The organism is Methylobacter sp. S3L5C, assembly GCF_022788635.1.
In the GTDB taxonomy this organism is placed as follows: Bacteria; Pseudomonadota; Gammaproteobacteria; order Methylococcales; family Methylomonadaceae; genus Methylobacter_C.
Map to the genome: position 1 here is coordinate 2,034,386 of NZ_CP076024.1, position 14,588 is coordinate 2,048,973.

Here is a 14,588-nt window from a genome sequence, read left to right on the forward strand (position 1 = left end):
TAAAGATTCAGGAAGCGTTAATGTTTATCCATTAACATGATACTTGAACTTTAAGCCATTACTGCTCGTTCGTGTTGAGGTATCGAAAACACGGACGGCTTGGTAATGGCTTTATTGATTGTGAAATGTTTTTTAGAGCAAGGTTAGTCATTTAATTTTCTGGAGAAAATAAAATTCATGAATAAACGTTTCGTTATTACTTTTTTTAGTCTGCTTATGATTGTTGCAAAAAGTAGTATTGCTAATCAATATACTCTTCCTGTCCAGCTGGATTATAGCTTGATCAAAAAAGCGTTAATTACCCAGATTTATAAAGGTGCAGGCAATACGGCAGAACTTTGGAATGACAAGCAGGGCTGTAGTTATTTAAAGCTTTCCGATCCGCAAGTTAGTGGTCAAACAGGTCAAATAAAATTACTCAATAACCTTCAGGCACGTTTTGGAACCGGTATGGGCGGGCAATGTGTCACGATGTTTGAATGGAGTGGCGTTTTGGAAACCCTGCAGCAGCCAACCATAAGTTCTGCTCAGTCTGTCCTGAGCTTGCCTATTACCAAAGTGACAGCTACTGATACGAACGGTCGGTCAATAAGTAACAATCAAATTCAAGAGTTGATTAACCGCTTTGTTAAACCCAAGTTGTCGTCGGTCAAAATTGATTTAAACGAATCGCGTGTCGATATTGAAAAAACAGTCACGGAATTTTTACCTAAAGAGAATATAGCCGAAATCAAGGAACTACTTAAATCCTTAAAATTTAGTAGTGCTGATGCCAACAGTACTGGCGTTGCCATCAAGCTTGATTTTAACGCACCGGCCAAATTAGTCGTTAAAAAATCGGCAGCGCCTTTAACCGATGCCGAACAACAACAATGGCAAGCCAGTTGGCAGGAGTGGGACAAGTTTTTAAGTAAAGCGATTCAGCAGGCATCCGATGATACTCAATCACCGGAATTACGCGATACCTTGATGGAGATTTTACTGGAATCGCGTAGTAGTTTTCAGGCAGGATTAAAAGAACATGATGCTAATGGCGATGATCCGGTACGCGTGTTTTTTACTCATACCTGGCAACGTTTGGCACCTCAATTAAAAATGCTGGCCAAAGAGTTGCCAGAGATACAAGGTTTACGTTATATGACTTTTATAGCCGCTACCGATGTAATTTATGAGCTTGAAAATATAGGTGCACCTTTTGGGCTGGATATTTCCTCTGATGGCTTGCGAAAATTGGCGCGTATTCTGATCGCTGGCAAAGAGCAACAGGCAGAAGCTAAATAAGCTTGGGATAATTTAAGACAGGCCACCACGAAGGACACGAAGTTTTCAATAGATTGAATAAAAGATATTGTTTTTCTTCGTGTCTTCGTGGTGAATAATCTTTATAACCCGTTTTTCGATAATATAGATACCTTTGTTGCTTAAGCGACATTATTTTCTGAAGGGCCTAACGTGCGCCTCTTGAAAGTTAAGACTCGCAATGTACGTCCTGCTTTAAGATCACTCTTTTAATACAGCATCACACCGTTCCGGTAGCACTAATGGTTTTGGCGGCGTTTTTGAAGGCGCAGGATGCTTGGCTTCTTCAGTAAACCACCAGTTTAGTCCGGCATCGCAGCCATCGCCTTGTGGCAGAGCTTCTTGTCCCTGGCAGTATTTATTATCTTTTGGGCACTTAAGCCGAACGTGAAAGTGATCATCATGCTTCCACCAGGGACGAATTTTTCTCAGCCAGCCCTCCGACGTGTGACGGATACAAAGTTCACGTTTAATGCTGGGGTTGACAAAAATTCTATCAACTTCAGGCATACGTGCCGCAACCTCAAGCACTTTTTCATGAACCAGGGACCACTGGTTATAGTTTATTGCATCCGATTGACCTGCAAGCACTGAAGGCGCGCTCCATGTTTCGCGTTCATTCATTGCCAGGGTACGATTCGCTGCCTGTTTTGACAGTAAAAACCAAATATCAACATCAAGACCGGATTGATGGCTACGATGTCCGCTTAAGGTCGGGCCGCCCCGAGGTTGTCCTAAATCGCCAATAAGCAACGACCCTAATTGCTGCGTGGCGGCAGTTTGTCCCAGTTTTTCAATAAATTGTTTTAAGTCCGGGTGACCGAAAGAGCGTTTTCTTGATAAACGCATCATTTGGTAACCGATGCCGTTAGCGGGTACAGAAACCGCGCCGCTTATACAGCCGGCATTATAAGTTCCTATGCTCTGGCTAATCGAATAAGTCGGCTGAGTCACCATTGCCCACTGCTGTGCCAAAGATGATGCCAGGCACTCAGAAAGTATTCCTGTCAGCAAGAGACCGGTAAAAAACAATGCTTTAACTTTTAACATGCTACCTCTTGATATAACGCTGCACAAAATAAACAAAACTGATATTTTATACGATGATTAGTGGGCTTTTGTTTATGCTGCCGGTACACTGGAAAATGCTGAGAGATATAAATATTTCTGTTGGATATTTTAACAAAAAATTAAATAACAAAAGCATCTCATTTACTATGAGATACAAAGAAAAAATAGAATTCTTCGCTTGCTTCGTGGTGAGCGACTTAACCAAGACTTTTACTGGCAAGTTAATCCATCTGTCGCTTCGGAGATACAATGAACAAAGCTCTTAATAAAATAGAATTTACGTTGCTTTATGATGGCCTGTGCCCGCTTTGCAGTAAAGAAGTGGCCTGGTTATACGTTAAAAATAAACAGGATAAGCTTGGGTTTCAAGATATTAATGACGCCGGTTTTGATCCGGCCGTTTATGGTAAAACGCACAAAGAATTAATGGCAGAGATTCACGGAGTTTATCCTGATGGCCAAATTATCAAAGGTATGGGTGTATTTCGTGAAACGTATAAAGCGGTTGGTTTGGTATGGTTAATGGCCCCTACGGGTTGGCCGGTATTAAAACCCTTGTTTGATTTGATTTACAAAGTGTTCGCAAAATACCGAGTGCCGCTGGCGAGACTGGTCGCAGGCGATAAGACCTGTGGCTGTGGGAAACAGCCGCCGTTATAAGAAACCGGTTCAGGTTGCAAGATTAATTTATCAAGCACTATTTATTGCACTCAAACCAGAAAGCACATGTTAAGACTATTTCACACCGCAGATTGGCATCTTGGCCATAATTTACATGGCATATCACGGCAACTGGAACATCAGCTGTTTTTGGACTGGCTGTTACAGGAGCTGCAAAATAAACAGGCAGACGCACTGATTGTGGCCGGTGATATTTTTGATTCGGCAAATCCGTCAGCCGCAGCCCAGACCCAGCTGTATGATTTTCTGGTTAAAGCCAGAACGCAGCAACCGACTCTTAATATTGTCTTGATTGGTGGTAATCACGATTCTGCAAGTCGTCTGGATGCGCCGTCATCCATTCTTGATGCCTTGGGCGTTACCGTAGTCGGTGGTTTGGTGCGTGATGATGGCGTTATAAACTGGGATAGACTGCTGGTGCCGCTAAGCAATGCCGCCGGTAATAGTAAAGTCTGGTGCGGCGCCATGCCTTTTTTGCGTAATGCGGATTTACGCGTCGATGAGCAAGAAGACGAGCCTTTAATCTCGGGTGTTAAAGCGCTTTATGAAGAATTGTTTACGGCCTTGCAGGCCAAAGCAACTCAAGATGAAGCGCTGATTTTAACCGGACATTGCTACATGGTGAATTGCTGCGTGTCAGAACTGAGTGAACGAAAAATCCTGGGTGGTAACCAGCACGCTTTACCGGTTGAATTATTCCCGAAAGACGTCGCTTACGTGGCTTTGGGTCATTTACATCTGGCACAAAAGGTCGGCGCTAATGAGCATATTCGTTACAGTGGTTCGCCTATTCCGTTGTCCTTTGATGAAAGCCATTATCTGCATCAAGTGCTTCAAGTGGATATTAAAAAAGGTCAACCGGTGGAAACCGTTGCTATTAAAATTCCCCGTAGTATTGATTTGTTAAGAATCCCTAACAGCAAAGATTTTGCCGCGCTGTCAACGGTGCTTGAACAACTCGAGGCGATGGATTTTGATGATGTCTTGCCGCCAGAGCAAAGACCGTTTGTTGAATTAAGAATCAAACTGGAAAAGCCGGAACCTGGCTTGCGGCAACAAGTTGAAGATGTCATTGCCAAATTACCGGTGCGTTTATTAAAAATCTCCACAGCTTACAGCGGCAGTAATAAAAGTCTGGCCGATATAACCATTGAAGAAAGGTTGGAAGAGTTGCAACCGCTGGATGTATTCCAGCGTTGTTATCAAAACAAATTTGATCAGGAAGCCCCGGAAAATATGAATACGTTATTTAATGAGTTGCTGGAAAATTTCAGGGCAAAACAATAATGCGTATTCTGGCGATTAGAGGAAAAAACCTGGCCAGTCTTGCGGAGCCTTTTGAGATTTTATTGGATGAAGGCCCGTTGCAAACAGCCGGTTTGTTTGCAATTACCGGTCCTACGGGTGCCGGTAAAAGCACCATTCTGGATGCTCTGTGTCTGGCTTTATATGACAAAATGCCGCGCTTGCCGGATGGTCATGGTTTTGCGGTAGGGCACCGGGATGAAGATGAAAGCTTGCGCGTTAACAGTACTGATGTACGCTCTATCTTGCGTCGCGGTACCAGCACAGCTTATGCCGAAGTTGATTTTATCGGCAAAGACAAGCACCACTATCGGGCGCGCTGGGAAGTTAGTAAAGCACGAGGTAAAGCTAACGGCAGATTGCAGGCGCAGGAAGTTATACTGAGCAAGATTGATAGCGGTCAGCGGATTGGTCAGGGCAAAAGAAACACCCTGGAAGCCATCAGTGAATTAATTGATCTTAATTTCGATCAATTTCGTCGTTCTGTGTTGTTGGCTCAAGGTGATTTTGCCGCATTTTTAAAAGCCAAAAAAGATGAACGTTCCAGTTTGTTGGAACGTATAACCGGCACGGATATTTATTCCGAGCTATCAATTGAAGCCTTCGAGCGGGCCAGAACAGAAAAAGAAGCCTTAAACCGGATTACCGGTCTTATGCAGAACCAGCTTCCGTTGGACAACGAGGCGCGTTTAAACCTTGAGCAGCAGCGGGATCAATTTAGCCTGCAATTAACTGAACTGGATTTGCAAATTAGTGGCAATCAAAAAATCATCGACTGGTATGTTTTACTTAAAAAATATCAACAAGCCCAACAGTTAGCTATTGAAGATCATACGACTCAGCAACAGCGTTGGGATAGCGCTGAAGCTGAACGCCTGTTGATCCAAAAAATTGCCGCTGTGCAGCCGTTAAGGCCGTTGTTAAGCCATTATAAATCAGCAAATGATGATTATCTGGCAGCAGAAAAAACGCTTAAGCATACCAGTCAGTTGCAAGTAACCGCTGAAAGTTCATTGCAAACGATCAAAGCCCAACTGGCCCTTCTGTTTGACCAATTGCAAGTCGCTGAACAACAACAACAGCAAGCACAACCGTTGTTAAAAACGGCACGGGATTTGGATACACGTCTTGATGTTGTTCAAAGCGCTATTAATACGTTAACCTCCGAAGAACTTAATCTCAATAAGGCTCTGCAAACTGCCCGGCAACAACACCAATCTTTACTAAAACAACAGACTGAAAAAGCTGCAACATTGGCACAATTAACCGCTTGGCTGGAGCAAAATCAGGCACTTAAACCTATCGCCGCCGAGTGGAATCGCTGGGAAGGCGAGCTGGAACGTTATCAACGTCTCAATGCCGAGAAAACCGCCGAGGCTTTACAAGCTCAAAACTTAAAAGGACTGGCTGATAAAAACGAGCTGGCTCTTGCAAGCTTAAAAATAGCGATTGATGAAAATCGCCAGCAACAGGAGCAGGAGTTAACCGTGCTTGAGCAATTGAAAGGGCAGGGTAGTGAGCAGTCGCTTGAGGTTTTATATCAACAAAAAGAGTCACTTGAAGGTAGCGCACAAGTATTGAACAGTGCGTTGGGTTTGGCTACTCAAGCACTGGAATTACAACAGAGTATAAAACAGGATACCGAGAATCTAATCGCTACCGAGCAGCTTATTAGTAATACGACTGAACAATTGCAAACAGTCACAGGGCAACAACTCAGTAACGAGCTGGTGCTTGAGGAAGCCAAAAAAGCGCTGGACTTGATTCAGGCAAGTACCCATAAAAATGCCGGGCAATTTCGCCAGTTATTAATTAAAGATCAGCCTTGTCCGGTTTGTGGTGCACTTGAGCATCCCTGGAAAGACCAGGATCATATTGACAGTAACTTATCTCCAAACTTAGATTCGGGAACCATGGCCGCTTTCTTTAATGAACAAACAACTGCCCAGTCAGGCCGGGTTAAGGAGTTGCAAAGCCTGAAAGAAGCGCTCATTAAAAGTAATGCAGAATTAAATAAAACGCTGGTACAGGTTCGGGAGACCCAACAAATCTATGCAACGTCTTTACCACAAGCACAGACAAAGCAGGAATTATTAGGCAATGAGTGGCGTGCTTTAGACTTTACTGATAAACCGGATGTTTTGCTAACCGATGTTGCACTTTTACCGTTACTGAATACGCGTAATGAAAAACTGATGAGTGCGTTGGCGCTTATCAAAGCCCAAGAAAAAACTGCACTTGAATTACAAAGGCAGATAAAAACTGCCCAAGAAAGCTTTGATATAACCAAGCTGAAAACAGAAAATTTGGTTAACGACTATACCGAACTCGATAAGCAACTTGCCAAGTACAAAGCGGATTTCGATCATATCAGTGCTACTATTTTGCAACAGGAAAAACAACTGCAAGCCATTGTTGATGTATTGCAGGTGCCGTTTGCGCAACTGGAAAACTGGCGGGGTTATTTACAAAATTCTTTTGCTGAATTAAAGGCAAAGGCGCAAAAGTTTCAACAAATCGAACTGGCGCTTGCCAGCGAAACAACCGCGTTGGTTGACATAACTCAAGATGAAAAACTGATTGCGCAGACTTTGACACAGTGCCTGCAATCTTATCAAGGCAAACAAACTGAAATCAAGGGTAAATCACAAGAAAAACTGGCCTTGTCAACCCAGCGTGATGGCCTGTTGCCGAAGGATGCTTCGGGAGCCAAATGTTCAGCGGACAGTTTCGAGCAAACTATTAATCAAGCGCTACTCAACGCAAAAGCTGCTCATCAACAAGCCGGTAATACTTCCATGCAACTGGAAAAGGAGTTGGCCAGCCTGCAACAACAGCAACAGCACTGGCAACTTGAGGCTACGCGTAGACAAAATAACCGGGAAACGGCATTAACCACACTTAATGCGGCGCTGGAAAAACACAGTATTACTGTTGAGCAGTTAACTGAATTGCTTAAACACGACGAAGTGTGGCTGACCGAACAGAAAACCAAGATGCAGGTTTTGGAGCAGGCTTTGCAGGAATCGACGACTTTGTTAAAAATCAAAGCCGAAGACTGTCGTCAACATGAAAGTCAGGCAGTTGAGATAACCGAGGAAATCGCCAACCAAACAGCGGCTGAATTACAGTTGCAACAACAAAATCTGGGTTCACAGAAAGAAGAACAAGTCTTGTTGCTTCGGGAAGATGATAAAAAGATTGCCGCCAGTAGCCATCTAAAAGTCGAGCTGGAAACCCAACAAAATTGCTGGCAACAATGGGAAAGTCTGAATGAATTGATAGGCTCCAGCAATGGCGCAAAATTTCGGGTATTTGCCCAGAGCTTAACCCTGGAAGCCTTGCTGGCGCACAGTAATCAACATCTTGAAGACTTTGCCAAACGCTACCACTTACAGCGCGTACCCGGCAGTGATCTGGAATTGCAGATTATAGATCGGGATATGGCTGATGATGTGCGTAGCGTGCACAGCCTGTCCGGTGGCGAAAGTTTTCTGGTCTCTCTGGCATTGGCCTTGGGATTGGCATCGCTATCCTCCAACAGAACCCAGGTTGAATCACTGTTTATCGACGAAGGCTTCGGCAGCCTTGATCCTGAAACGCTGGATATCGCCATCGCCAGTCTGGACACCTTGCAAGCCTTGGGTCGAAAAGTCGGTATTATCTCGCATGTGCCTATTCTGGTTGAACGTATTGGTGCCAAAGTCGTGGTTGAAAAACAGGGCGGTGGACGCAGTAGTGTTGTGATTGTTGGGGGGTATTGATGAGGTTGGCAGTACCCTTCAAGGCTGACAAGCAAAAGCCAGTGTCCACGAAAGACACGAAAAGCACGAAAAAAGACACGAAGTTATTGTTTGCGCTGATCCCCAATTTCCTGATTGGTAAATCAGATGGCGAAGCCCCAGCTTTGCGAAACAAGAAGCTGGAGCTTTCACAACCTGATTCCCAAGTTTGACTTGGGAACTGGCAATAGCCTCGATGTAGTAAAACGGAATCAAAGAATTGGGTTCGATTATTCTCGATTCCAGTATCCCACATCGTGGCTGCTTGCTATATTTAACTTGGGATCGGTTTTTGAGCGTAAAATAACAAATGTAGTTTTACCGTTAAAAGTAATCAACCATCGTTTTTTAACCAGAGGAGTTACCTAAATGAAACCAAAAGCTATTAATCATATTGTATGCAGCGCATTGGCTGTCGTAACGTTGGGACTTGCTGCGGGGCAGTATGCCGATGCTTGCACAAGGATATTATGGAACGACAACAAGTTGGCAGTCGTGGTATCGCGGACTATGGATTGGCCGGAATCAACCGAGCCGGTTCTTACGGTTTTTCCTCGCGGCATTAAGCGTAACGGTGGACATTTCGGGCCGGTGGAGGTCGTCAAAGATAATCCCCTAACCTGGAAAAGCCAATATGGAAGTCTGGTCACGACAATATATGGTGTGGGTACCGCTGATGGCTTCAATGAACGTGGCTTGGCGGCTCATATGTTGTTCTTTAACGCCGCCGATTTTGGCTCTCGTGATTCAGGTAAACCGGGACTCAACGGAGGTCTTTGGGCGCAGTATCTCTTGGATCAAGCGGCGACAGTCAACGAAGCTCTGGCGTTACTCGATAAGGTGCAAATCGTGATGACGGAGGCAAGAGGAACCAAAACTACCGTCCACCTTGCTATTGAGGATGCTAGTGGTGATTCCGCCATCATCGAGTACATTGATGGCAAGCAGGTCGTTCATCACGGTCGTGAGTTTAAGATAATGACGAATGATCCTTCCTATGACGAGCAACTGGCATTGCTGAAACAACTGGATTTTTCCAAGCCCAGCAGCGATACGCCTCTGCCCGGCAATGTCAGGCCTACCGATCGTTTTCAGCGTGCCAGTTACTTTTCGGCGATGCTGCCTGAGCCCAAAACCGAGCGTGAAGCTGTGGCTGGCGTGCTAGCTATTGCCCGTAATGTTTCAGTTCCTTTTGGTGCGCCTTATAAAGGTTTCGGAATCTACAACACCGAGTACCGGACAGTGATCGATCTCACCAATAAGCGTTACTTCTTCGAGTTAACGACCAGTCCGAACGTGATTTGGGCAGAACTGACCAACTTCAAGCTGACTGCAGGTGCGCCTGTCATGGTTCTGAGTCCGGACAATATCAAGCTTTCGGGAGAAGTATCAGGAAAATTCCGCAAATTGGCGAAAGCGCCTTTTTGATGCCGCCCTTTGTTCCGGGTAATAACTTTCTTGATACTGTGTTAAAAGTTAAAGATGTTTGAATTCAAGCACGAAAAATTGGCTCCACTATCCGTTTTTGTCAAAAGAATGGCGGTGTCTGCTGCGATGGCGGGCATCCTGATTGCCGTTGCTTTATTGATTGGTATTATGGGTTATCATCACCTTGCCGGACTTGATTGGGTTGATTCCATTCTGGAGGCCTCCATGATTCTGGGCGGAATGGGGCCTGTCAATCCCTTGGTTACAACGGGAGCAAAAATGTTTGCTGCCGGTTATGCGCTTTTTAGCGGGTTGGTATTTATAGCTATAATGGGGATTGTGGTTGCGCCCATAACGCATCGGATGCTGCATCAATTTCATATTGACGATGAGGATTTGAAACGATGAAGTTTGGCTCTCGCTTGAAGTAAATTTGTTCCGGCATTTACTGATTATTGCAAGATTTTGGACAGTTTTGCTTTGCTTTGATTAAAATCAACTATCGTAATGTGCATCGTAAACTAATTTTTACTATGTTCTTCAACGCACAGATCAAGTCTGGTCTTGCGTGTAGAATCTACAACCAGTGATCAGAAATAGTATTCTGCACCTCATTCATGAATAACTCATCAGCATCAGCGGTGCTGTGGCTTTAAGTGGCAAAGTTGTTCATGTTGATAAAAGTCCTGCTTTATTTAATGGGCTAGCAGTGCTAAAGTAATGACTTATCAAATTGCTGGGTATTTATTTTTAATAGCCGGTAGTAAAATCGATTTTTTTAACCTTTTTATTGAGGACTCTCAAATGGCTTTCGAACTTCCTGCTTTACCTTATGCTAAAAATGCATTGGCACCACATATTTCAGAAGAAACTTTAGAGTACCATTACGGTAAACATCACCAAACTTATGTGACCAATCTGAATAATCTTGTTCCAGGAACAGAGTTTGACGGCTTGTCTCTGGAAGAAGTTATGGTTAAATCTTCAGGCCCCATTTTTAATAATGCAGCACAAGTCTGGAATCACAGCTTTTATTGGAATTGCCTGACTCCAAATGGCGGCGGCGAAGCAACAGGTGAATTAGCGACTGCAATTAACGCTACCTTTGGTTCTTTTGCAAAATTTAAAGAAGAATTTACAAAATGCGCAGTAACCACTTTTGGTTCAGGTTGGGCATGGTTGGTCAAAAATGCTGATGGCAGTTTGGCATTGGTAAGCACCAGCAACGCTGCTTGCCCATTAACAGCAGGACAAACGCCTTTATTGACTTGTGATGTTTGGGAACACGCTTATTACATTGATTACCGTAATGCACGTCCAGCCTATCTGGAAGCATTTTGGGCATTAGTTAACTGGGATTTTGCTCAAGCAAATTATTCAGCTTAATTCAATAAAAAAGCCTTCTGTCTCTTTTGATGCAGAAGGCTTTTTGCACTACTGAAGGTTTGGGTTAATGGTTGTTGTCATTTGCTCAAAACCTTTAATTCAAATAATATTTTATCGATAGTTGCTGTAATAACTACCGCCATAAAATTTATCACAGGTAAAAATCATGATTAAAAAGCTGATGCTTTTAGGGGCTTTTCTGCCTACGATCGTTTGTGCTGAAGTTTCAATACCTGAGCAACTCAAACCACCTGTTGGTAATCGTCCTGTTTTAACGGTGGATGCGAAAGGTGATCAGATCTATCAATGCTCATTAAACGACAGCGTTTATTCCTGGCAATTACTGGCACCTGATGCGAAGTTATTTGATAGCCAAGGACAGATTGCAGGTAAGCATTATGCCGGTCCTGTTTGGGAATACAAGGATGGCAGTCAAGTTGTGGGACGCGTGCTGAATAAAATCGATGTTGCACCAGAGACTTCTATTTCCTGGTTACTGGTTGAGATAATATCGAATAAAGATAAAGGTTTGTTTTCGGACGTGAGCTTTATAAACAGGGTTAATACTAACGGAGGCTTGGCGCCTGTGTCGGGATGTGATTCAAATCATCTGGGTGCTGAAAAACGCGTGGCATATACCGCCAATTACATTTTTTATACTAAGAATTAAGTTTTAGTTCCCTTAGTTTCATCAACGCATAGACCGATTCCAAATAAGGCGTTTCTATGCCTTCGCGTCTCGCTGCCCGTACCGCATTGCCTATGATGGCTTCAGTTTCCATCGGCTGACCGTTTTCATAATCCAGTAGCATGCTGGTTTTATAAGGCGGCATGATGGCGGTGCTGGCGATATTAACGTCAACTATATTATCACGCAGTTGATGGCCTACCGCTTTGGCTATACGGCAAACTTCCTGCATAATGCTGCGTACAAAAGCTTCCTGGGATTGCAGGATAGCCAGTGTTGGCAATCCTCCTGATAGCACCGACAAAGGATTAAAGGGCGCGTTCCAGACACATTTTTTCCAGCGTTCGGTAACAATAGCTTCGGTCGCCGTGCAGTCAATACCAGCTTGTCTGAATAACTCACAAAGATGTGCTGTTTTATCACTAACAAAGCCCGGTAAATTACCTAAAGCCAGTCGGCCATAAGCCAGATGTAATATTTTGCCTTTCCCTATTCGATTGGAACAAATAAAGGCCAGACCGCTAATGATTTCGTTATCAGGAAAAGCGTCGACAATTTCCTGCTCAATCTCTACGCCATTCTGGATAAATACAATCGCGGTATTGGCGCTCACTGCCTGGCGTATCAATGCCACCCGATCCACTGAGGGGACAACTTTGGTACAAAGTAAAACGTAATCGGCTGTGCCTTGATAATCAGCGGTACTTTGTAGAACTTGTGACGGCGTAAAAGTCCAGGTTCCCAGTATATGGCTATTAATGTTAAAGCCAAATTGTTTGACCTGGTCATAATCAGAACGACAAACGACAGCAACTTCTGCGCCTGCTTTTTCAAGTAATGCACCGTAAAATGCGCCAATTGCACCGGCTCCAATAATGAGAACTTTAGTCGTCATGAGGTTCTTCGCGAAGAATTTGCCTTAAAAACGGGATGGTTAATTTGCGTTTGGCAGCCAAGGATGCCTTATCCAGCCTTGTTAGCAGCGTCCATAATGAAGACAAGTTTCTGTCATAATGGGTGAGTAGAAAACGACCTGCTTTAGGCGATATTTCAAAGCCCATTTGGTCGGCTTTAAAAATTAACGCAGCGATTCTGTCATCATCAGATAAGGGTGGTATTTTTAAGGTCAGTCCCCAGTTAAGACGGGTTTTAAGATCAGGTAACCGGATGGCAATTTCATTGGGAGGACAATCTGCCGATAAAATAAGCGTGTGGCCCTGATCACGATGCAGATTAAAGAAATTAAAAAAAGCCGTTTCCCACACAGAATCACCGGCGATGTGTTCGATATTATCGAAACAAACGATATCAAACTTATCCAGTCCTTTTAATAACGCAGGATCAGGCAGTTTCGAGGGCGATAGTGCAAAATAGAATGAGCTCAGTTGCAGGCTTTGTGCCTGATGACAACAGGCTTGTAGCAAATGACTTTTACCCAGTCCTGCTTGGCCCCAGAGAAAAATCTGCGACTCACCGTTACCGGCAATACTTTTTTGTAAGTGATCAATGATTTCCAGATTACTACCGGGGAAAAAATCATCAAAAGTCTGGTTGGCCCTAAACTCGAAGTGTAATGGCTGTTGTTTTGTTCTGGTCATCCCTGTTTTCCTGAAAAATGTACATAGAGTGTTGTACCCAAAAACAACATGACACTGAGGATAAGTTCCAAACAGGGATACAGGCGATTAGTCGTGCTGGCATAGGTTTCTATCGAGCCATGTAAAAAATATATCATGCTGACATAAGCCATCCAGTTGCAACTTCTGCGGTTACGGTTTAAAAAACCCCGTAATGGCAGTAACAACGGTGTCACGGTGATTAATAACATTACGGCAACCGGAAAGCGGGTAGAGGGCACCAACACTGTATTCCAGAGCATTAATAAGGTAAACAGGCCAAAAAAACCGGCCAATGCCATCGTGTGATAATAAACGGGTTTTATATTCATTAATTATAATTCAAGCCTGTTTTAAAAGGAGTGCCGTTTTAGCCAAACGGGTTCCAAGCGTCATGCACAGCTTTTTCTCATGATCCGTTAAGCCGGTATGCTCTAAAGATAAATGACTCGGACCATAAGGTGTCCCGCCTGAGGTGGTCTCACGTAAGGCCGTTTCCGTGTAAGGCAAACCCAATAACAGCATGCCGTGATGAAGCAATGGTAGCATCATCGATAATATCGTGCTTTCCTGCCCGCCATGCATACTGCCTGTTGACGTAAATACGCCGGCAGGTTTACCGACCAAGGCACCGGAAAACCATATTTCTGTGGTGCCATCAATAAAGTATTTGAGTGGTGATGCCATATTGCCAAAATGAGTAGGGCTGCCTAATGCCAGTCCATCACAGTGTTTTAAATCTTCCAGCGTTGCGTAGATTGCGCCATGAGCAGGAATGCTCTCTGCCGTTTTTTCACAAACGCTGGAAATATCCGGCACCGTCCTCAGAACCGCTTCAGCGCCGGTTACAGTCTCCACACCACGAGCGATATGATTGGCCATTTCTGCGGTTGCACCATTACGGGAAAAATAAAGAATCAGGATTTTTGTCATAACGATAAGCTTTAGGGATTATAAAATAGTAAGTATAGCTTCCGGCGGACGACCGATAGCCGCTTTGCCGTTGGCAATAACAATCGGGCGTTCAATGAGTACCGGATTATTGACCATCCCGTTAATGAGCGCTTGTCGGCCCAGAGCTTTGTCATCCAAACCACTGGTTTTGTAGACGGCTTCTTTTTTACGCATCAAGTCACGAGGCTCCATACCCAGTTTTTGTAAAATATCATCAAGTTCTTCTGCACCGGGAGGTGTTTTAAGATATTCAATAACCTCTGCTTCAACGCCTTGCGCTTGTAATAATTGCAAGGTTTGACGTGATTTGCCGCAACGCGGATTGTGATAAATTTTTACACGCATAATGACATACCGACAGGTCACAAGATTTCAATA

Annotated in this window: 14 protein-coding genes; 8 read left to right on the forward strand and 6 right to left on the reverse strand. The window is 44.0% G+C overall.

The features are described from left to right. Window positions 1-177: 177 nt before the first annotated feature. Window positions 178-1,281, forward strand: coding sequence for a hypothetical protein (locus tag KKZ03_RS09185; protein WP_243221188.1), 1,104 nt, complete (start codon window positions 178-180; stop codon window positions 1,279-1,281). 219 nt (window positions 1,282-1,500) lie between these two features. Here the strand turns inward: KKZ03_RS09185 and mepA are convergent, their stop codons facing one another. Beyond that, window positions 1,501-2,349 carry a penicillin-insensitive murein endopeptidase gene (gene mepA, locus KKZ03_RS09190; RefSeq protein WP_243221189.1) on the reverse strand — a complete coding sequence of 283 codons (849 nt, stop codon included), beginning with the start codon at window positions 2,347-2,349 and terminating at the stop codon, window positions 1,501-1,503. A 270-nt stretch (window positions 2,350-2,619) separates the two neighbouring features. Between mepA and KKZ03_RS09195 the strand changes: the two genes are divergently transcribed. The 7 genes from KKZ03_RS09195 (at window position 2,620) to KKZ03_RS09225 (ending at window position 11,622) form a co-directional block, all read left to right on the forward strand. Further along, the gene (locus KKZ03_RS09195; RefSeq protein WP_243221190.1) at window positions 2,620-3,030 is read left to right on the forward strand and encodes a thiol-disulfide oxidoreductase DCC family protein; all 411 of its coding nucleotides are present in this window, start codon (window positions 2,620-2,622) and stop codon (window positions 3,028-3,030) included. 66 nt (window positions 3,031-3,096) lie between these two features. Continuing rightward, entirely contained in the window at window positions 3,097-4,338 is a 1,242-nt protein-coding gene (locus tag KKZ03_RS09200; RefSeq protein ID WP_243221191.1) for an exonuclease SbcCD subunit D C-terminal domain-containing protein, read from the forward strand. Next, on the forward strand, window positions 4,338-8,120 hold the full coding sequence (locus tag KKZ03_RS09205; protein WP_243221192.1) for an SbcC/MukB-like Walker B domain-containing protein: 3,783 nt from the start codon (window positions 4,338-4,340) through the stop codon (window positions 8,118-8,120). The genes KKZ03_RS09200 and KKZ03_RS09205 overlap by 1 nt, the downstream gene beginning before the upstream one ends. Before the next feature lie 387 nt (window positions 8,121-8,507). After that, the gene (locus KKZ03_RS09210; RefSeq protein WP_243221193.1) at window positions 8,508-9,566 is read left to right on the forward strand and encodes a linear amide C-N hydrolase; all 1,059 of its coding nucleotides are present in this window, start codon (window positions 8,508-8,510) and stop codon (window positions 9,564-9,566) included. Between the two features lie 54 nt (window positions 9,567-9,620). After that, window positions 9,621-9,974 carry a hypothetical protein gene (locus KKZ03_RS09215; protein WP_243221194.1) on the forward strand — a complete coding sequence of 118 codons (354 nt, stop codon included), beginning with the start codon at window positions 9,621-9,623 and terminating at the stop codon, window positions 9,972-9,974. Window positions 9,975-10,370: 396 nt separating this feature from the next. Further along, on the forward strand, window positions 10,371-10,952 hold the full coding sequence (sodB, locus tag KKZ03_RS09220; protein ID WP_243221195.1) for a superoxide dismutase [Fe]: 582 nt from the start codon (window positions 10,371-10,373) through the stop codon (window positions 10,950-10,952). A 166-nt stretch (window positions 10,953-11,118) separates the two neighbouring features. Next, entirely contained in the window at window positions 11,119-11,622 is a 504-nt protein-coding gene (locus tag KKZ03_RS09225; protein WP_243221196.1) for a DUF3455 domain-containing protein, read from the forward strand. Here KKZ03_RS09225 and KKZ03_RS09230 read toward each other — a convergent pair. Genes KKZ03_RS09230 through arsC form a run of 5 tightly spaced genes read right to left on the reverse strand, consistent with a single transcriptional unit; the run spans window position 11,612 to window position 14,555 of the window. Beyond that, complete coding sequence (locus tag KKZ03_RS09230; protein WP_243221197.1) at window positions 11,612-12,535, reverse strand: ketopantoate reductase family protein; 924 nt, start codon at window positions 12,533-12,535, stop codon at window positions 11,612-11,614. The genes KKZ03_RS09225 and KKZ03_RS09230 overlap by 11 nt on opposite strands. Beyond that, a complete protein-coding gene (gene hda, locus KKZ03_RS09235) occupies window positions 12,525-13,238 on the reverse strand; it encodes a DnaA regulatory inactivator Hda (RefSeq protein WP_243221198.1) in 714 nt (237 codons plus the stop codon). The genes KKZ03_RS09230 and hda overlap by 11 nt, the downstream gene beginning before the upstream one ends. After that, window positions 13,235-13,588, reverse strand: a complete 354-nt coding sequence (locus tag KKZ03_RS09240) for a DUF2069 domain-containing protein (RefSeq protein ID WP_243221199.1) — start codon at window positions 13,586-13,588, stop codon at window positions 13,235-13,237. The genes hda and KKZ03_RS09240 overlap by 4 nt, the downstream gene beginning before the upstream one ends. 10 nt (window positions 13,589-13,598) lie before the next feature. Continuing rightward, window positions 13,599-14,189, reverse strand: a complete 591-nt coding sequence (gene wrbA, locus KKZ03_RS09245) for an NAD(P)H:quinone oxidoreductase (RefSeq protein ID WP_243221200.1) — start codon at window positions 14,187-14,189, stop codon at window positions 13,599-13,601. Window positions 14,190-14,207: 18 nt separating this feature from the next. Further along, window positions 14,208-14,555, reverse strand: coding sequence for an arsenate reductase (glutaredoxin) (arsC, locus tag KKZ03_RS09250; protein ID WP_243221201.1), 348 nt, complete (start codon window positions 14,553-14,555; stop codon window positions 14,208-14,210). Between the last annotated feature and the right edge of the window lie 33 nt (window positions 14,556-14,588).